16 protein-coding genes are annotated in these 18,752 nt (G+C 41.8%); 8 read left to right on the top strand and 8 right to left on the bottom strand.

Annotation, left to right across the window (positions count from 1 at the left end; translation table 11 throughout):
- Positions 1-10: 10 nt before the first annotated feature.
- From ABFY09_RS02050 to betI, 5 genes are all read right to left on the bottom strand, one after another.
- Entirely contained in the window at positions 11-1,294 is a 1,284-nt protein-coding gene (locus tag ABFY09_RS02050) for an MFS transporter (RefSeq protein ID WP_347982632.1), read from the bottom strand.
- Between the two features lie 221 nt (positions 1,295-1,515).
- A complete protein-coding gene (gene choV, locus ABFY09_RS02045; protein ID WP_347982631.1) occupies positions 1,516-2,706 on the bottom strand; it encodes a choline ABC transporter ATP-binding protein in 1,191 nt (396 codons plus the stop codon).
- Positions 2,707-2,709: 3 nt separating this feature from the next.
- Positions 2,710-3,555, bottom strand: a complete 846-nt coding sequence (gene choW / locus ABFY09_RS02040; RefSeq protein ID WP_347982630.1) for a choline ABC transporter permease subunit — start codon at positions 3,553-3,555, stop codon at positions 2,710-2,712.
- A gap of 70 nt (positions 3,556-3,625) precedes the next feature.
- Positions 3,626-4,558 (bottom strand): choline ABC transporter substrate-binding protein, encoded by a 933-nt coding sequence (locus ABFY09_RS02035; protein ID WP_347982629.1) that lies wholly within the window; start codon positions 4,556-4,558, stop codon positions 3,626-3,628.
- Between the two features lie 103 nt (positions 4,559-4,661).
- Positions 4,662-5,261, bottom strand: coding sequence for a transcriptional regulator BetI (betI, locus tag ABFY09_RS02030; protein ID WP_347982628.1), 600 nt, complete (start codon positions 5,259-5,261; stop codon positions 4,662-4,664).
- A gap of 291 nt (positions 5,262-5,552) precedes the next feature.
- Between betI and ABFY09_RS02025 the strand changes: the two genes are divergently transcribed.
- The 3 genes from ABFY09_RS02025 to ABFY09_RS02015 all read left to right on the top strand — a co-directional run bounded on the left by ABFY09_RS02025 (position 5,553) and on the right by ABFY09_RS02015 (position 8,844).
- Complete coding sequence (locus ABFY09_RS02025; RefSeq protein ID WP_347982627.1) at positions 5,553-6,707, top strand: PatB family C-S lyase; 1,155 nt, start codon at positions 5,553-5,555, stop codon at positions 6,705-6,707.
- A 110-nt stretch (positions 6,708-6,817) separates the two neighbouring features.
- The gene (locus ABFY09_RS02020) at positions 6,818-7,624 is read left to right on the top strand and encodes a sterol desaturase family protein (protein WP_347982626.1); all 807 of its coding nucleotides are present in this window, start codon (positions 6,818-6,820) and stop codon (positions 7,622-7,624) included.
- Positions 7,625-7,803: 179 nt separating this feature from the next.
- Complete coding sequence (locus tag ABFY09_RS02015) at positions 7,804-8,844, top strand: Gfo/Idh/MocA family oxidoreductase (protein ID WP_347982625.1); 1,041 nt, start codon at positions 7,804-7,806, stop codon at positions 8,842-8,844.
- 96 nt (positions 8,845-8,940) lie between these two features.
- On the opposite strand, the gene ABFY09_RS02010 is transcribed toward ABFY09_RS02015, so the two are convergent.
- Positions 8,941-9,732 (bottom strand): inositol monophosphatase family protein, encoded by a 792-nt coding sequence (locus tag ABFY09_RS02010; RefSeq protein WP_347982624.1) that lies wholly within the window; start codon positions 9,730-9,732, stop codon positions 8,941-8,943.
- 286 nt (positions 9,733-10,018) lie between these two features.
- Here ABFY09_RS02010 and trmJ point away from each other — a divergent pair, with 286 nt between their 5' ends.
- The gene (trmJ, locus tag ABFY09_RS02005; RefSeq protein ID WP_347982623.1) at positions 10,019-10,741 is read left to right on the top strand and encodes a tRNA (cytosine(32)/uridine(32)-2'-O)-methyltransferase TrmJ; all 723 of its coding nucleotides are present in this window, start codon (positions 10,019-10,021) and stop codon (positions 10,739-10,741) included.
- Between the two features lie 148 nt (positions 10,742-10,889).
- Here trmJ and gndA read toward each other — a convergent pair whose 3' ends face one another.
- The gene (gene gndA / locus ABFY09_RS02000; RefSeq protein WP_347982622.1) at positions 10,890-12,413 is read right to left on the bottom strand and encodes an NADP-dependent phosphogluconate dehydrogenase; all 1,524 of its coding nucleotides are present in this window, start codon (positions 12,411-12,413) and stop codon (positions 10,890-10,892) included.
- Positions 12,414-12,926: 513 nt separating this feature from the next.
- Here gndA and ABFY09_RS01995 point away from each other — a divergent pair.
- The 4 genes from ABFY09_RS01995 (at position 12,927) to ABFY09_RS01980 (ending at position 16,708) form a co-directional block, all read left to right on the top strand.
- Entirely contained in the window at positions 12,927-14,483 is a 1,557-nt protein-coding gene (locus ABFY09_RS01995) for a phosphoenolpyruvate carboxykinase (RefSeq protein ID WP_347982621.1), read from the top strand.
- Between the two features lie 111 nt (positions 14,484-14,594).
- Positions 14,595-15,374, top strand: a complete 780-nt coding sequence (locus ABFY09_RS01990; protein WP_347982620.1) for a TatD family hydrolase — start codon at positions 14,595-14,597, stop codon at positions 15,372-15,374.
- Positions 15,371-16,246: a sugar nucleotide-binding protein gene (locus ABFY09_RS01985; RefSeq protein WP_347982619.1), complete on the top strand. Its 876-nt coding sequence runs from the start codon at positions 15,371-15,373 to the stop codon at positions 16,244-16,246. The genes ABFY09_RS01990 and ABFY09_RS01985 overlap by 4 nt, the downstream gene beginning before the upstream one ends.
- Before the next feature lie 51 nt (positions 16,247-16,297).
- Entirely contained in the window at positions 16,298-16,708 is a 411-nt protein-coding gene (locus tag ABFY09_RS01980) for a hypothetical protein (protein WP_347982618.1), read from the top strand.
- 95 nt (positions 16,709-16,803) lie between these two features.
- Here ABFY09_RS01980 and ABFY09_RS01975 read toward each other — a convergent pair whose 3' ends face one another.
- The gene (locus ABFY09_RS01975; protein WP_347982617.1) at positions 16,804-18,723 is read right to left on the bottom strand and encodes a beta-ketoacyl synthase N-terminal-like domain-containing protein; all 1,920 of its coding nucleotides are present in this window, start codon (positions 18,721-18,723) and stop codon (positions 16,804-16,806) included.
- Positions 18,724-18,752 lie beyond the last annotated feature (29 nt).

The following is an 18,752-nucleotide window of genomic DNA, read 5'->3' as shown; positions in this document are numbered from 1 at the left end:
GAGAAATGCGTTAAAGTTTGATTTCTACCTCGTGGCTTTCTTCCACTGGAGTAATAGAGGAATCCGCTTCTACAAGCATTTCCGCTGTTGCAACAGAAGAAACGGTCAAAGCCACAGGAATTTGATCCCCTTGATCTTCGATAATCATCGCAGGCTGGTAATGGATTCTGTATATCGCTACCAAAGCCACAAGCATGTTCAGAGCAGCAACAAACCAGAATAAAGCGTTTATCTGGATGAGATCCATCAATGACGCAGCAGCAAGAGGTCCCATCATTCCACCCACACCATTTAGTAGGATCATACCACTACTGGCAGAGAGAATTTGTTCTGGACGCAACTGGTCATTCATATGAGATGATGCCAAAGAGTACATAGGAAAAACAAATGCACCTACCGAAAACATACCTGCCATCATGACGACTTGGCTATCAAGATTATAGCCTAGCGGGATGATTAAAGCGGACAGCGCTCCGACAATGCTGACCCAAAGAATGGTGACACGACGATCCTGTCGATCTGATAACTTACCTATTGGCCACTGCAATAGCATGCCGCCCACATAGCTAGCACCGATAAAAAGCGAAATCTCAGCGATATTCATCCCAATGCTTTTTGCATACAAAGCACCCAAGCCCAGCAAAGAGCCGGATGTGACACCTGCAATCGTCACTCCAGTGAAACCCAAAGGTGCGGTTTTCATTAGAGAAATGATATTGATCTTTTCTGGGACGTTGATCGTTGGCGACGGTGTGCGAATGAGCAATAACGGCACCAAGGCGAGAGAAATCAAGACAGACGTTAAGATGAAAAGGTCATATCCATCAGGTGGAGAAAGGTTCAATAAAAATTGTCCCAGAGTTTGGCTAGCCCAAATTTCAATAATATAAATCGAGAACAAACGGCCACGGGTTTTATTTGTGGCGATATCATTTAACCAGCTTTCGGTAACAATAAATAAGCCCGCATAACACAAACCTGTGCCCATTCGCATTAGCATCCAGAACCAAGGGTTAATAATGGCAGATTGCATCAAAATGGTAATAGAAGCCAAGGAGGCGACGGCGGCAAACACTCGAATATGACCTACATTTTTGACCCAGTTCGGAACCAATAAAGAACCGATAATAAAGCCAAGGTAGTAGGCTGACATGATCAAACCAGTCGCTGTCGTATTGAAGGATTCGATGGAGGCACGAATACCAATCAAAGAGCTTTGTAGCGCACTTGCCATGGTCAAAATAGCGATGCCAAAAAGCAAGCCCCAGATGGGAAATAAGGTTTGTTTTAACATGCAATATCCTTTGAGCTAGCTGCGTATTAAAAAGCAAGTTTGAACTGGTCAATATTTCGGCAGACTATACCGATAGAATTTTTGAATGCAATCACTAATCAATGAGTTTGGTACGAGGGATATTAATTTATTTGTTGTTATAAAAAGCAGGTTTTATGATGTTTTTTCATAAAACCTGCTTTTTAATTCCGAATAATCAAGTGTGATAGATATTAAGAAAATTAGGCCGCTTCGACATTTCGCTCAAAATGCTTACCCAGTAATGCATGGTAGAAGTTGTGGTCGGTCAAAACGCCTACACACTTTTCGTTTTCTTCTAACACCATGAAATGTTTGGAGTGATAACGAATGTCGACAGCGTCACGCATAGAGATATTGCTTGGCACAATAAAAATGGCATTGTCTGGAATGTTGTCGAGAACCATGTCTTTTGTCCAAGAAATGGTGGGTACTTGACCTTCTTGATCTTGAATGGAAATGAGTTTGCCATCACTTACATTAAGCCACATACCGTTTTCTAAAATTACTTTATCGTTTTGCATGGTAAGTTCAGAGAATGGTGTCATTAAGGAATGACCACATAAGACATTTAATGGGTTAGTGTGGGCGACGAAGTTTTCAACGTATTCAGTTGCCGGATTCAAGACAATTTCTTCTGGTGTATCTTCTTGAATGATTTTTGCGGATTCCATGATCGCAATTTTAGTACCGATCTTCAGCGCTTCGTCTAAATCATGGCTAACAAAAATAATAGTTTTATTGAGGCGCTGTTGCAGCTCAATCAGCTCGTCTTGCAGCTGTGTACGAATCAATGGATCAAGTGCTGAAAAAGGCTCATCCATTAAGAGCAAGTCAGTGTCCATGGCGAAGGCTCGAGCCAAACCAACACGCTGGCGCATACCACCTGACAGTTCGTCTGGTTTTTTGTCCGCCCATTTATCAAGGCTAACCATTTTGAGTTGCTCACGTGCTTTGATGAGACGTTCTGACTTGGGCATACCTTGCATTTCTAAACCGAAGGCAACGTTCTCTAAAACGGTTAACCAAGGCATTAAGGCAAAGCTTTGAAAGACCATAGAAACACGGTGTGTACGCATGTGACGTAAGGTTGCTTCATTGCATTCGGCCATATCAACCATATTCTCGCCGTCTTTAACTAGACAGCGACCACGAGCTATCTTGTTTAAACCATTGATGGCCCGTAATAGGGTGGACTTGCCAGATCCAGATAATCCCATTAATACACAAATTTCACCTTCATTTACTTCTATGTTGGCTTTTTGTACGCCAACAACATCCCCTGTTTTTTCAATGATTTCGTTTCGAGTATGCCCCTTATCCATGAGCGAAAGCGTTTGAGCCTTATTGTCGCCAAAGACAATATCGACGTTTTCAATTTTTACAACGGCCATAAATTATCCTTCACTCTTAGTGGATGGAGACTTACAAATACGATCGAGCATAATAGCCACTAATACAATGGCGATACCGGCTTCAAAACCTTGTGAAATGTTGACTGTGTTTAAGGCGCGCACGACCGGCTTTCCGAGTCCATCAGCGCCAACCAGTGCTGCGATCACTACCATAGATAAAGACAACATAATGCATTGTGTGACCCCTGCCATAATGTTTGGCATAGCGGCAGGCAGTTCTACTTTGTAGAGTAATTTAGATTTGGTACAACCGAATGCTAAGCCGGCTTCTAGTAATTCATTTGGTACTTTACTCACACCTAAATAGGTTAAGCGGATTGGGGCAGCAATAGCGAAGATGATGGTGGATATCAAACCAGGGACATAACCCAAACCAAATAGAATAAGCGTAGGGATAAGGTAAACAAAGGTTGGTATGGTCTGCATCAAATCTAACATTGGTCGCAATATGGTGTACAACCAAGGACGATGTGCTGCCGCTATGCCAATAGGCACACCAATCAGCACACTGATAGTCGTTGCTGAAACCACCAATACAAGAGTTTGGATAGTTTCAATCCAATACCCCATATTAATAATAAAAAGTAGAGCAGCGGTTATAAAAAATAATAAGCCAATACTGCGATGGAGGAACCAAACTCCGACTAAAACAATTCCAATGACAATGAGGGGATGAATAGATTCAATGGTATCAACCATGGAGACAATCATGGTTTCTAAAATAATAGAGATTAGATCAAAAAAACCGGAAGCCGCAGAGACTAACCAATCGACAAAGTTTTCCATCCAAGTGCCAAGAGGGATTTTATTATCCGTCAGCCAATTCATATATATGTTCTCCGATGTAACAAATAGTGCACCCTAGGCGATTGTGTGTCACGAAGGGTGCGTTCTGGAATTAAAGGCCTAGGTGTGATTTAACTGCGCTTAGGCCGTTCCCGCCAGATTGAGTTGTTACGCCACTTAGCCATGCGTCAAGCACTTCTGGGTTGGCTTTTAACCAATTTTTTGCAGCCAGAGCCGGATTTTTTCCGTCATCAAGGATTGCACCCATGATTTCATTTTCCATTGGGAGGGAGAATGTTAGGTTTGTTAGTAGTTTGCCTACGTTAGGGCACTCTTGAACGTAACCTTTACGGATATTGGTATGTACATTTGCACCACCAAAATCAGGGCCGAAGTAGTCATCACCGCCAGCCAAATATTCCATTTCAAAGTTTGCGTTCATTGGGTGAGGCGCCCAACCAAGGAAAACAATCCAATTATCACGGCGAGTGTTACGGCTTACTTGGGAAAGCATACCTGCTTCGCTGGATTCAACAACTCGGAATGAACTTAAACCAAAAGCATCAGAGTCAATCATGTCTTGGATAATTCTGTTGCCGTCATTGCCAGGTTCGATACCGTAAATGCGACCGGAAAATTCTTTGCGGTGTTTGGCTATATCAGAAAAATCTGTCACGCCTGCGTCATAGGCATTTTTGCTTACTGCTAGAGTGTATTTTGCACCGACTAAATTTGGTCCTAGATCTTCCACTGTGCCAGCGGCAAGATAAGGTTCGATATCTGCTTGCATGGTCGGCATCCAGTTACCTAGGAAAACATCAATATCTCCATTGGCAAGAGATGTATAAGTAACGGGTACGGATAATAATTGTGTTTTTGTTTCGTAGCCTAAGCCTTCTATAACTGCACTTGTGACGGCGGTTGTTGCTGTGATGTCAGTCCAGCCGACATCTGAAAATCTAACCGTTGAGCAATCTGCTGCAGCTAAGCCAGAAGCCGCTGCGATGCTGATGGTTAGTGCTGTTTTTTTCGTCTTATTGAACATATCTTATCCTCTTTTTTGATAAAACCAGGTTTATAAGTAAATACAGCGCCAATATCAGACACCGCAATTCGTGAAATTACGAAATTTGAACGAATTTGCTGCTTTAATTAATTGGATCTACTTGGCTCTGAAATGCCAGATCCAGATAATTTTCAATGAGCTGGGCAGATACTTCTTTGTTTATGCCGCCCGCTAAAGATCCTCGAAGCCACATGCCATCAATTAATGCCGCTATCATTAAGGCGATTTCTCGTGCTTGTTTTACTTCGAACTTTTCCTTTAACACGCACACTAATGCAGTATTTAAGCGTTTAGAGTAAACGTTCTGTAATCGGTACAAAGACGGTGTGTGCATTGCCGAAGCCCAAAATCCCATCCAAGTTTTCACTACTTGAGGCTGAGTTTGAGATTGGCTAAAGCTGGCTCTGACTATTGCCATTACTTTTGTTTTTACCGATTTGTTTTTCGTTTTTGCAATTTCTTCAGATAAAATTTGAAAGAACTCGCGAATTAAGCTTTTCATTGTTTCTTCGTAAAGGCCGTTTTTACCACCGAAATAGTGGTTAATAATGGCTGGTGATACACCCGCTTTTTTCCCTATTAAGCTGACGGTCGCACCAGAAAAACCATATTTATCTATGGCTTTAATTGCTGCCTCGATAAGCTGAGGTTTACGTATTTCAGGCATTCCAACTTTAGGCATTTCTCATCCTTTTTAATTAAACGGCCGTTTAATTAAAACTATACTAGGCTGAATGTGTAAATCAGGTCAACCCTTGATAATTCTAAACATTAGCGCTCTAATTAATTTAACTTTATGATTTATAAGGATATTTGTTTAATTTAAAGATTTCTTTGTCTTTTTCTTTAGCTATTATGTCGGTTTGAGATAAATAAATGAGATTTTTTATGTATAAATTGCTTCCAATATTTTGTGTGGTGGTCAGGATCGTGTTAATTATCTAGTTAATATAAACAATCGGAGCTTTGGTGAATGAGTACTTCTTTTTCTGTTTTTGATGTATTAATAGATCGTTCTAAGATGTGTAGTGATAAATGGTCTAAATACCCAGAGAGTGTTATCCCAATGTGGGTGGCGGATATGGATTTTGACTCTCCAAATTGTATTAAAAAAGCATTGAATCAGCGAGTTGAAGAAGGGGTTTATGGTTATACGCATACACCCAAGGCTTTAGTTGAAGCCATACAGTCACATCTTGTTAAGCGTTATGGTTGGAATGTATCTGGGACGCATTTAGTGCACTTACCAGGTCTTGTTTGTGCTTTGCATTTAAGTGTTCGAGTATTTTCTAAAGAAGGTGATGGCATTGTTGTTCCAGGGCCTGTTTATTATCACCTAACAAAAGCGCCTTTGTTGGCTGACCGAGAGTTAACCAGTGTCGGTATGCTTGTTGAGAATGGTCGTTGGGTTCCGAATATGGCTGAACTCGAAACGGCCTGTGCGAAATCAAACAGCAAGATGCTTTTACTGTGTAATCCTCATAACCCAGGTGGCACGGTTTATACAAAAGCAGAGTTGTTGGCGATTCATAAGTTGGCAGAAAAATACGACTTAATTGTTGTGAGCGATGAAATTCACTGCGACTTAATTTTAGACGATTTACCGCATATTCCTTTTGCAAGTTTGAACGAAGACGCCGCCAATCGAACCATTACTCTAATGGCGCCGAGCAAGACCTTTAACATTGCGGGTCTTGGTTATGCTTTTGCTGTGATCGAAAATAGCCAGCTGCGTCAAGCCTTTAATAAAGAAAGAGCAGGATTGATTGCTTCTCCAAATATGTTGGGCTTAACGGCTGCCATAGCTGCTTACGAAGAAGGGCAGGAATGGCATCAAGCATTATTACAATATTTGGCTGAGAATCGAAATCTGTTAGCTGAGAGGCTATCTGCTACACCGATAAAAATGCTGCATTTAGAAGCTACGTATCTTGCGTGGTTGGATGTGTCTGCTTTAGGTTTGGAGAATCCTTATCAATTCTTTGTTGATGCGGGTGTCGGCATGTCCGATGGTAAAGATTTTGGCAATGCTAACTTTCTTCGCTTGAATTTTGGCTGTCCTAAGTCAGTACTTGAAGAGGCGATACAGCGCATAGAAAGTGCGTTGGAAACACATCAAGCAAGCTGATGTAGCAAGTTTCAGCAACATTCTAGGGTGGAACTTGTCAGGAAAATAGAAGTCCATTGCTGTTGTCATTAACAGCAAGTGGGCTTACACCCGTTTAGGCAGAGCGCAATATGATTGATTTTAACTTACGTATAAGTGTGTTTCTTTTGGTGTTTAGCGCATTGCTGATTTGGCAGTGGCAGCGTCCAAGAAGCGTTCTTTTACAATGGCGTCAGCGTTGGCAGCATAATATTGTGCTGTTTATGTTTGGTGCTCTGTGTGTCCGTATTGCGCAACCTTTACTTTTATCTTTGGTGGCAGTGTTTGGTCAGAATTTCGGCCTATTTAATACGTTTAACTTGCCTTTTTGGGGCGTGGTTTTACTCAGTGTCTTGGCGCTGGATTGTCTTATCTATTGGCAGCATAGGCTGTTTCATGAGATTCCCTTATTATGGCGACTTCATCGTGTTCATCATTCTGATCCTGAGTTAGATGTCAGTTCGGCAATACGTTTCCATCCAATTGAAATCCTTTTGTCTCTCGTGATTAAAGCCTCGGCGGTTCTTGTATTAGGCATTCCTGTTGAGGCTGTGTTGATTTTTGATATGTTGTTAAACGCATCCGCCATGTTTAACCATACAAACGCTAGGCTTCCAAAATGGCTTGAGTCATTAGTTCAACTTGTCATCATTACGCCAGATTTGCATCGTATTCATCACTCTAGAATGTCTGAAGAAACCAACAGCAATTACGGTTTTTTTCTGAGTATTTGGGATGCGGCGTTTCGTAGCAAAAGAAAGCTGGCGCTTAACGGCGATGAAAATTTGAACATAGGTTTTCCAGGAACAAAAACCTACCAGCCGAATTCTTTGAAGGCGTTGTTAGTCATGCCTTTTAAAACTTTTCAAAAAAGTGACTTCAAGAAGCGCTCACATTAGATTCTCTACCCTGTCATTTTCTAAAAGCCAGCTGGCATAGATCAATTTTCTTTTCAGTAATAAAGATAAAAAAATGCCAGTGGACTATCATTCTAATTGACGTCAAACTGTGGGCGTTTTTAGGCACTGAACCTTTTTGCTAGTGTCTGTCTGTTGATTATGTCTGTGGGGACAATCCTATGAAGAAGATACGCTGGGGTATTATTGGTACCGGTCAGGTGGCCCATTCATTCGCAAGTGACTTTCGTTATGTGAAGTCGGGCGAGCTCCGTGCGGTTGCTTCTCGTGATAAGGCGTCTGCGGATAAATTTTCAACGGAGTTTGATATTGAGTTAGCCTTTGTGGATTATTTTTCGCTGATTAACAGTCATGAAGTGGATGTTATCTACATCGCTGTTCCTCATATTTATCATTATGATTTGACTAAAGCTTGTATTTTAGCGGGCAAAGCGGTGCTTTGTGAGAAGCCATTTACGCTTAATGAAAGTCAATCTAAAGAGCTTTACGACCTTGCTTTGGCAAATAATGTCTTTGTCATGGAAGCAATGTGGACACGCTTTAATCCTGTTGTTGAACAAGTTCTTGAATGGGTTGAAGAAGGGAATATTGGCACTTTGAGTAGTATTCAAGCCAACTTTAACTTCCTTGCTCCGACTGATCCTGAGCATCGCTTGATGAAGCTTGAAATGGGCGGCGGTGCTTTATTGGATATTGGGATTTACCCTATTTTCTTAGCGCAACTTTTCTTCGGTAAACCGGATTTCATACAAAATCAAGCGGTGATCGGAGACACAGAAGTGGATGTCTTTGAGCAGATTTTATTAGGTTGGGAAAGCGGACAGCTGGCTTCACTAGAGGCGTCTTTGATCTCTTATAATCCTAATCGCGCTGTGTTGTCTGGCTCGAAAGGCTATATTGAAATCGCTTCAGAATGGTTTAAAGCTAAGTCATGCCGCATCGTAATAGGTGAAGATCAAGAGCGCGCTGTGGAATTCGACTTCCCAGGTAATGGTTATCAATTCGAGGTTGATGAAGTAAATCGATGTCTTGAGGAAGGCTTACTTCAAAGCCCTAATCACAGTTGGCAAGACAGCCTAGAGTTAATGGCGACATTAGATGAAATTCGTCAGGATATTGGTTTATTTTACCCGGGTGAAGAGGTGAGTGATTCCCACGATGTGCAGGAACATCATCACGAGCACCATCACCATAAACATTGATGTTAATGAGTTTTTAGCAGAGTAAAGCTTGTTGCAGACAATAAAAAAGGGCCTCTTTCGCAATAGGAAAGAGGCCCTTTTTATATGTTTTGGATATTACACGCTAAGGTGTTTATTTAGCGTAGGCAGTAGTGCTTTAAATAGACGAGGCGCTGCACATAGTACATTGCCTTTTTCTAAGCTTGGCGAACCATCAAAGCCTGCGAACAAACAGCCAGACTCTTTTGCGATAAACAAAGGTGCTTGCATTTCCCATTCGCGAAGATTAATACCCCAAGCGCCGTCAAGACGACCTGCTGCAGCATTCGCTAACATCAAAGCTGGAGCGTCTTGCATTACAACGCGTGCGCCTTTTTCTGCAACTTCAGTAAGCACGGCAAATTGACCAGACAAATAAGTTGATGTGCGATCTGTCGCAGGGAATTGAGCTGCCAATGTTGCATTATTCAATTCACGAGCTGTACTGCTGCGAATACGGGAGTTGTTTAGATAAGCGCCACGGCCTTTACTTGCGTAAAATTCGTCTTTTGTATGTGGGTTTAGCACAAGAGCGTGTTCCACTTTACCGGCAACTAAATAGCTCATAGTAATGACGTGGCCAGTTAAGCCTCGTGAAAACAAATGTTGACCTTGAATCGCATCAATAATCCATTCGCCTTCTTCACCTTTTTGTACTGTACCTTGAAGGCGAGTAGTAATTGTGTCTTCTGGGTAGGCTTTTTCTAGGTGGTAAACAATGCTGCGTTCAGCACCAGAGCAAACAGTTTCATAAACGTGTTCAGCAGATTGACCTTGTTCTTTATCAAAAAGCAATTTCTCTTGAGAGTGAACTATATATTCTGCAGCAGAGCGAGCTGCCTTAAGTGCGACATTGATTCTAGGTTGCATAATTTACCGTCGATTATTCCGTCATTAAAAGCACATACCGTCAGTAGGACGACAAGTTGCCAAATTAAAGTATTTAAGAGTAAGTGTTAAAGAGCGGGCGACCAGCTGATTTTTATTCCATTGGATAAAAAATGAGCGGATGGCCTAAATAAGAGCGCGAATTCTAGCTCAATACAGCCAGCTTTACTAGTTAAGTTTTGATGAAAAACTGATCAGTTTAAGGCTTTGTAATAAATATCTGATAAGATACGTGGATTTATTAAATCGCTATTGTTGGACTCATAGAATGCAAAATAAAGTCAGAATTGTCCTTGTTAATACTTCCCATCCCGGCAATATTGGGGCGGCTGCTCGAGCCATGAAAAACATGGGGTTAGCAGACCTTTATCTTGTTGCACCTAAGCAGTACCCAAGTGATGAAGCGGTGAGCCGAGCTTCTGGTGCGACGGATATATTGGAAAATGCTGTAGTCGTGGAAACATTGGAAGAAGCCTTGGCGGATTGCCAATTAGTTATCGGAACCAGTGCTCGTGAACGTAATATTCCTTGGCCTTTGGTTGATCCAAGAGAAGCGGCTGATTTGGTATTTAATGAGGCTTTAGAAACGGCGTTTGTTTTTGGTCGAGAAGATCGAGGCTTAACAAATGAAGAGTTACAGCGCTGTAATTATCATGTTCATATTCCGTCTGTTGAAACCTTCAGTTCACTGAACTTAGGAGCTGCTGTGCAAGTAATTGCTTATGAACTGCGTATGAAATCATTGTTAATGAAAGACGCACCAGCGGTGGAAAGCAAATGGGATGTGCCTGCTGCCAATGTAGAGCAAATTGACTACTTACTTGAGCATCTTGAGAAAGTATTGGTCCAAACAGAATTCTTAGATCCTAAAATGCCAATGCAGGTGATGACGCGTTTTCGCCGACTATTCCAGCGCTCTCGATTAGATCAGCAAGAGCTTGGTATGTTAAGAGGCATGCTAACCTCAATGGAAAAGCAGATGAAGAAGTAATCGCCTATGTATTAAGAATGAAAGGCAAAAGTAGGAGGCAAGGGCGACAGTTTAAGCCGAAAGATTAGAAAGTTGAGCGCATAAAAAAGCCGCGAACTGATTTATTCAGTTTGCGGTTTTTTTTATGGCTATTTTGGGCTTTTACAGATTACGCTTTGCGCTCTGGTCGGCCTTCTTCTTGCCAATAAGTATGGAACTTCTGGCCTGGCTCAGCATCGACTCGCTCATACGTGTGAGCACCGAAGTAGTCGCGTTGTGCTTGCAATAGATTGGCTGGTAATACCTCAGAGCGGTAGCCATCAAAGTAGGCAAGAGCAGAGAAAATCGACGGAGCAGGAATGCCTGATTGAGCGGCTAGAACAACTGTTTTGCGAAGACCTGCTTGTTTGCTTGCCATAGCATCTGCGAAGTAATCGTTCAGAAGTAGGTTTTCAAGCTCTGGATTATCTATAAAGGCATCAGCGATTTTCTGTAAGAAAGAAGCTCGAATGATACAACCACCACGCCAGATTTTAGCGATGTCAGTAAAGTTCAGTTTCCAGTCGTATTCTTTCTGAGCGGCACGCATGAGTTGGAAGCCTTGTGCGTAAGCACAAATTTTCGCGCAGTAGAGCGCTTGTTCAATCGCCTTTTCAACTTCTTCGGCTTCGATTTCACCACTTTCTACATCAGTAACTAACTTCCCTGCTGCGTGTTCACGTTCTGCGGTTAATGTGCTGAGTGCGCGAGCGTAAACAGATTCGCTGATAATACCTGCTGGAACGCCCATTTGAGTTGCGCTGATAGATGTCCAGCGACCAGTGCCTTTTTGGCCTGCGCTGTCGAGAATCATATCGACTAATGGTGCACCAGTTGCTTCATCATATTGCTGAAGAATGTCCGCTGTGATTTCGACAAGGTAACTGTTTAAAACGCCTTGGTTCCATTTTTCAAAAAGTTTGCCAATTTCTTCTGGCTCATAGCCTAATAAGGAGCGAAGTAGGTGATAGGCTTCACAGATAAGTTGCATGTCGGCGTATTCGATGCCGTTATGGACCATTTTTACATAGTGACCTGCACCATTTGGTCCCAAGTAAGCTGTGCATGGTTCGCCTTCTGTAACAGGCTTGCCAGGAGTGTTGCTAACAATAGGTTTGCCATCTTTATCCACTTTAGCGGCAACGGCTTCCCACATTGGCTGTAGGTATTTCCAGGAATCTGCATCGCCACCTGGCATTAATGATGGGCCAAAGCGAGCGCCTACTTCACCACCTGAAACGGCTGTGCCGAAGAACTTGAATTTTTCTTTGTACTCGGATTCTCGACGAATGGTGTCAGTCCATTGGCTGTTACCGCAATCTACAACAATATCGTCGGCTTCTAGGCCAGCTCTAATAAGGTTGTTACATACAGCATCAACAGGGCTTCCTGCAGGAACCAGAACCACGATAACGCGAGGCTTTACTAAGTTCGAAAGCATCTCTTCCATGCTTGAACAACCGATGATTCTAGCGTCTGTTACTGTATCAGGGCGTTCTTTTGTCTCGGTATCAAGGACGTCTTTTACTTTATGTGTATCAAGATCAAAACCAGCAACTCGGTAACCATGATCGGCTAAGTTTAAGGCTAAGTTTTTACCCATGACACCCAGGCCGACAAATCCAATATTGCAGTTCTGATTCGTTTTTAACATAAATATCGATCAACCTTTTGAACAATTAGGGGAAATTGAAGAACTAATCTTATCACGAAGCGAGACAGTTCAGGACATATTGAATGCATGAAAAGTTTAAAAAATTATGTTTTTTTGATGTCATTTAATAGAAATCCCACACAATTAATGTCTGTTTATTGAGCTAAGGCAATAAATTTACTTTTTATTTCTATTAAATCGCTGGTTAAAAGGGGTTTTTTTGACGAAGTGGAGAAAGAAAAAGAAAGAAAATTACAAGATCATTGGGCGCAAAAATACTAAAAAGTATTGGTCTTCCTCAAATATAGCTAAAAAGTCTATTTTTTGTTAATTTGTCATACAAATCAAAGGCTTATATTTTTATTCATTCTTTCAAAATGGTAATAAAATAACATAATGTTCTAAGGATATGCTTTCTTAGAATGCTTTGTTAGTATTTGGCGGTGTCTAAAAAAGCACCGATAATAATTCAAATAATCAGATTAACTTTTATTGCTCAGAGGATTTAGCAAAATGAATGCCCCAACAAGTGTGACTCGAACACATAGAAACTTAACGACACCTCAGCTAGTTGAAAAAGCGTTGCTGAATAATGAAGGTGTTCTTGCGGATAATGGAGCGCTTGTTGTTGAAACTGGCGCTCGTACAGGGCGTTCTCCGATGGATCGTTATATTGTAGAGGAAGCATCTAGTAAGAATAATATCCAATGGGGTGGGGTTAACCGGCCTTTTCCTGAAGCAAAATTTGCTCCGTTATGGGCTCGAGTGGCAAGTTATTTGGATGGGCGTGAGTCTTTTGAGTCGAATCTTCATGTCGGCTCGGGTGATCAATATTATTTGCCAGTTCTCATGCGTACGGAAACGGCGTGGCATAACCTTTTTGGGCGTAATTTGTTTATACGTCCAGACATTTATAATCCTTCATCAAAAAATGAGTGGCAGATTTTAAACGCTCCAAACTTTGTCTGTGAGCCGGAAAGAGATGGCACAAATTCAGATGGCTGTGTCATCTTAAATTTTGCTGAGCGTAAAGTGTTAATTGCCGGTATGCGTTATGCCGGTGAAATGAAGAAAGCGATGTTTTCTGTGCAAAATTACTTATTGCCAGAGCACGATGTTTTGCCTATGCATTGTGCTGCTAACGTAGGTTCTGATGACGATGTTACTTTGTTTTTTGGTCTGTCTGGCACAGGAAAAACGACGTTATCTGCCGACCCAGGGCGTTTTTTAATCGGTGATGATGAGCATGGCTGGGGGAAAGGAACAGTCTTTAATATTGAAGGTGGTTGCTATGCAAAAACAATTGATTTATCACAGAAGAATGAACCTATTATTTGGGATGCGATTAAATTTGGCACTATTGTCGAAAACGTTGTATTAGATGCTGATACGCGAGTTGCGGATTATGCCGATACATCCTTAAGTCAAAATGGTCGTGCTGGTTATCCCCGTGAGCATATTGAGAAACGAGCATTGGATAACCATGCTGGCGAACCTAATGCGATTATCTTTTTAACTTGTGACTTAACGGGTGTTTTACCTCCTGTCTCGATTCTTTCTAAGGAAGCGGCGGCATATCATTTTCTGAGTGGTTACACTGCCTTGGTTGGCTCTACGGAAGTTGGAGCTGGAACGGGGATAAAATCCACTTTTTCTACTTGCTTTGGTGCGCCTTTCTTTCCTCGTGCAGCGGATGTTTATGCCGATCTGCTGATCAAACGTATCGAAGAGTTTGGTAGTCAGGTGTATCTAGTCAATACAGGTTGGACTGGGGGCGCTCATGGTAAAGGTGGTAAGCGTTTTAGCATCCCAACAACTCGTGCGGTTATTGCGGCTATTCAATCGGGGGTATTGATTGGCGCGACGACAGAACATTTAGATGATGTAAATTTAGATGTGCCATTACAGGTTCCAGGTGTGGATAGTTTATTACTTAACCCTCGAAAAACTTGGTCTGACCAAACTGCATACGAAGAACAGGCTCAAAACTTGATCGCTCAATTTGTAGAGAACTTTAGGAAGTTTGATACCGTCTCTGAGGTGATTAAAAAAGCAGGACCATCGCTTTAAAGTATTTTTGTGTCTTTCTTTTTATAAGCCGTACTTTTATAGTGCGGCTTTTTTATTTTTGTCTGCGTCATAGCTAGTGCTTTATATAGTAAATCATGTAATCTTTTAAACATGATAATTGATAGTCACTGCCATTTAGATTTCAGTGTGTTTGATGATCAGCGTGATCAATTGATGATAGATTGCTGCAATAGTGGTGTGTCAGGTTTTCTTGTGCCTGCCACTCAGTATTCAAGCTGGTCAAACCTTGAGTCTCTAGTAAAACGTTACCCTCAATGGCGTGTTGCTTATGGCTTGCATCCTTATTTCTTGAAAGACGCATCGCTTGATCAAATTGAGCTACTTGGTCATCAATGTGAGACTGATCGAGTGGTGGCCGTTGGTGAAATCGGTTTGGATTTGTGGCCTGGGTCGGTTGATATGGCGATTCAAGTGACTTTCTTTTCCCAGCAGCTGTCAGTGGCTAAAGCGCTTGATTTACCCGTCATTCTGCACGCGCGAAAAAGTTACGACCTTCTCTTTAAATGTTTACGTGAAGCTGGATTTAAACGTGGCGGCATTGTTCATGCTTTCAATGGTAGCTTTGAGCAAGCAAAGCGCTTTTTAGATATGGGGTTTGTGCTTGGGATTGGCGGTACCATTACTTATCCTAGAGCTCAAAAAGCGCACAGAGTATTAAACGCCATAGAAAGCAGTGCATTTGTGCTTGAAACGGATTCTCCAGATATGCCTTTATATGGTTCTCAAGGGCAGATGAATACACCACTTTCTGTTCTCGCTGTGGCACAGCATGCGGCGATGGTACGAGATGAAAGTGTGGAGCAGATAACCGCACAGACTTGTGCTAATCTACTGAGAATTTTCCCTATGTGGCATGAGGATTTACATTGAATACAGTACAAAATATTAACGCGCCAATCCGCATTCTTCTTTTAGGGAGCAATACCGAAGTAGGTTCTTCTTTACTGCAATTGCCGAAAGAAAGGAGCGAGTTTGAATGGTTGTGTCCTGAAGAAACTATCTTGTTGGGTGAAAATGCAGAGCTAGAGCTCGCTGCTATGCAATTTGATGTGGTGATTGATGCTCTAAGTTTGCGTTATGCCTTGCAAGATGATTACTCTGCCTTTCAGTCAGTATTGAATTATTTAAGTAATAAAGTCGAAGTGCCGCTGCTTATGATTAGCAGTGCAAGAGTATTTTCTGGTCATAAAGATGCTCCATATTCAGAAACAGATGAGCCAGATAGTACAGAGCCTTATGCCCAGGCTTTAGTAAAAGCAGAATCGATTGTATTGAGCAACCCTAAAAATATTGTGCTCAGAACAGGGTGGTTATTCAGTGGGCAAGGGGATGATTTTGTTTGCAGGACTCTTGGTTTAATACAAGATGGTGTGAACCTTGCTTATAAAGATGATCTGATTGGTAGTCCAACACCTATTTCTGATTTAGCTCGAGTTATTTTTTCTATGGTGAATCAAGGACATTACGGTTCGACGAATACAGGCATCTATCATTATTGTTGTGCAGAAGAAATAAGTTGGATTGGTCTGGTTGAAGCCATTGTGGCGACGTCAGGTCAGTTTGACCCCAAAGCTCAAGTAGAAGTTGAAGCCATTGGTGATGTATTTCCTGACGTACAAGATCATGTAATGCGTAGGCAGTCGTTATCTTGTAGAAGGGTGTTTAATCACTTTGGTATTAAGCAAAGACCATGGCGCTCAAAACTACGAAATTTGGTTAAAGAATTATATCAAGCGCAGTAGTTGATGGGCTTGAGGTGCTCATAAATCGAAAAGGTGGATGATGTGTATAGAATGAATTTTAAAGCAATAATCTTAGTGTTTGTTTTTCAGATCATTGTTGGCGTGCTTTGGTATGCATCAACCCCTTCATTATTTTTGGGGAGACCATTACTGGAAGGTGCTAGCCAGCAACAGCCGGAAGCTAAAGCTGTCTTGATGTTCGCTTTTTCTGCTTTTATGTATTTGTTGTTCATTGCTTGGTTGCTAGGGAAAGTTCAGATTTTATCTATCTTTGGGCAATTTTGTTTGGTGGTGGGGATATGGCTTTTTATTGTTCTTCCAAACTTGTTCTTTGTGAGTTTGCACTTAGAACTTAGCTTATCTGAAGAGGTGTATCTTTTATCTTATGGTTTGGTGAACACCCTGTTGACAGCTTTGATACTACCCTTGTCTCGAACTTCCAGATCGATATTTAAAGATTAGAAATTTTTGCAGGAGTGAGTTGCTGTAAAAAAGTATTTATTCAAGAGATAGATCAGCCAACACCTTAGTTTAGGCGTAGGCTGATAGATGAATTCTTATTTCAAATCGCTAAATTCATTTTCGATATCGCTCAGATTCACTGCGACATCGTATCCCGGTAGCTGGATTTCATTGCTAGAAATGTCTAGATCTTCACCACCAAGTACATTGAAACCGAACTTGTAGATAGGCAAAGCTTCTCCTTTAATAGCCGCTTGATTATATTGCTCTGCTGCTTCAAGTATCTTGGCATTTTTTGTTTTGTACTCGTCTATCTGTTCAGTGTTATAGCGTTTCTCTAGCATTTTCATTGTCTGATTTGGTGACAGCAAAACAGCTGTTGCATTGTTTCCACCGAAACCTTTTGAGTTAAGAAGAGCTGCGTCAAAGTAATCTTTGCCGTACGCTTCATGCTTCAGTTGGAATTTCAAACCATCTTGATAAACGTCATCAGCTACTGCGTGGGATGTTGTGATTCCAGGTAAAATACCGTCTTTCCAAACACCTAGAGATAAATGAAGTTGATCTCCGCCAGCGGTTCCTTGGGAATGACCTAAGAAAGCTTTCATGGCAACAACGGGGATGTCAGTCGCACCAAAGCTGGTGGCGGCTTTGCTTAGTACGTGAGATTCAGTCACTCTGTTTTGCGGTGTGCTAGTGCCATGAGCTTGAATGAAGGTGCGCTTAGTTAAGCCATCATTACCAATGATGTTTTGCAAATATGCCATGGCTTTGCTCATAGTTAGATAATTGCCAATGCCAGGCGCAGAGATGGATTTTTTGTGTCCATCAGCATAAGAGAATACAGCAGGAATAGCGCCGTAAATTTCTGCACCAAGTTCGATTGCAAGTTCATCATCCATCAGCAGTGTCCACTGGCTTGACTCGCCAATAGTAAAGCCGCAGTTTTGTGCAAAAGGGCGACAGCTGCGAGTATGGTCTGGCTCTGCTTGATTGCTAATTTGGTCTAAGGCAAGGAGAGCTGTGTCTTCTGCCAAAGCTCCCATGGTTCTAAAGCCTTCAATGATTTCAGCCGTAATAGGAGCATCACTTCCTCCAACCATAGCAACACGGAACTTTCCTGATTTGATGCCATCAATGGCTTTTTCTAAATTGAAAAAGTAGGTTGCACATGCACCGATAGAAGTACCAACACTTCCGACACTGCCTAATATGTAGGCATTAACGAAGTCAGCAGGCATTTGCGCATAACCTAAAGGAAGGTGTTTTGATGTTGTACGCTTACCTATTAGGGCAGATTTAAGCATACCACCAAACCCAAGGTCATCCATTTGGCCAATGGAGTTTGCTGCATAAACAGCCATTTGATCAGGGGCAACCTTGCTACGAATAACTTCCCAGTCGATTCCGCTACTTTTTATTGCATCAGATGCGCCATATACCGTCATTTGCAAACCGCGAGGATGGTTGCGGCTCTGGTAAAGTTTGGAAGGATCAAATCCTGTTGGCAATTGTCCTGCGGCTTTAACAGATAAAGGTCTTGTGTCTTTTATAAAGGTTTCTAAACTGCCATCGACAACAACTTCGCTCAGTGTGTCTGAGACCTTGGTGACTTGCCAATTTGTTGGACGCTCTTTTGGTAGTGAGCGAGTTTTTGTTGAAAAGCGTAATTTTTCATTAGGAGCACTGGCGTTCAATGTCGTTGATTTATGTAAAACAACGTGATCTACATCGAAAAGGTCAGGGTGAATACGACGAATTAATGTGCGAGCGAGTAAAGAGTCACCAATGCTATCGATAAGGGATGCAGAATCTAATGATTCTCCGTTCTCAGTGTGCCACATACCATTTTTATATTCTGCCGTATTAGTCAGAGTGGCAAGATCTAGTAAAACGTCCTGCTGGATAGAGATTGGTAAAAGGTCAAAAATAATTCGGCGATATGCTTGATGTGAAGAAGTACGACCAGCCGAATTTATTCCGCCAAAGCCAACAATAACAGGTAAACGGGCCAATTGAATTTCCTCGTTTGGTGAGTGGGTAA

Source organism: Marinomonas sp. 5E14-1 (assembly GCF_039939215.1).
Taxonomy (GTDB): Bacteria; Pseudomonadota; Gammaproteobacteria; order Pseudomonadales; family Marinomonadaceae; genus Marinomonas.
The sequence above is the reverse complement of the archived record's forward strand: the minus strand, read 5'-3'. Positions and strand labels throughout refer to the sequence as shown.

Excerpts from the sequence above, each read along its gene's own strand:
- ABFY09_RS02035 (WP_347982629.1), bottom strand. The coding sequence starts at position 4,558 with ATGTTCAATAAGACGAAAAAAACAGCACTAACCATCAGCATCGCAGCG.
- ABFY09_RS02015 (WP_347982625.1), top strand. The coding sequence starts at position 7,804 with ATGAAGAAGATACGCTGGGGTATTATTGGTACCGGTCAGGTGGCCCAT.
- trmJ (WP_347982623.1), top strand. The coding sequence starts at position 10,019 with ATGCAAAATAAAGTCAGAATTGTCCTTGTTAATACTTCCCATCCCGGC.
- choW (WP_347982630.1), bottom strand. The coding sequence starts at position 3,555 with ATGAATTGGCTGACGGATAATAAAATCCCTCTTGGCACTTGGATGGAA.
- ABFY09_RS01995 (WP_347982621.1), top strand. The coding sequence starts at position 12,927 with ATGAATGCCCCAACAAGTGTGACTCGAACACATAGAAACTTAACGACA.
- ABFY09_RS02020 (WP_347982626.1), top strand. The coding sequence starts at position 6,818 with ATGATTGATTTTAACTTACGTATAAGTGTGTTTCTTTTGGTGTTTAGC.
- ABFY09_RS01980 (WP_347982618.1), top strand. The coding sequence starts at position 16,298 with ATGAATTTTAAAGCAATAATCTTAGTGTTTGTTTTTCAGATCATTGTT.
- ABFY09_RS02050 (WP_347982632.1), bottom strand. The coding sequence starts at position 1,294 with ATGTTAAAACAAACCTTATTTCCCATCTGGGGCTTGCTTTTTGGCATC.
- gndA (WP_347982622.1), bottom strand. The coding sequence starts at position 12,413 with ATGTTAAAAACGAATCAGAACTGCAATATTGGATTTGTCGGCCTGGGT.
- betI (WP_347982628.1), bottom strand. The coding sequence starts at position 5,261 with ATGCCTAAAGTTGGAATGCCTGAAATACGTAAACCTCAGCTTATCGAG.
- choV (WP_347982631.1), bottom strand. The coding sequence starts at position 2,706 with ATGGCCGTTGTAAAAATTGAAAACGTCGATATTGTCTTTGGCGACAAT.
- ABFY09_RS02025 (WP_347982627.1), top strand. The coding sequence starts at position 5,553 with ATGAGTACTTCTTTTTCTGTTTTTGATGTATTAATAGATCGTTCTAAG.
- ABFY09_RS02010 (WP_347982624.1), bottom strand. The coding sequence starts at position 9,732 with ATGCAACCTAGAATCAATGTCGCACTTAAGGCAGCTCGCTCTGCTGCA.
- ABFY09_RS01990 (WP_347982620.1), top strand. The coding sequence starts at position 14,595 with ATGATAATTGATAGTCACTGCCATTTAGATTTCAGTGTGTTTGATGAT.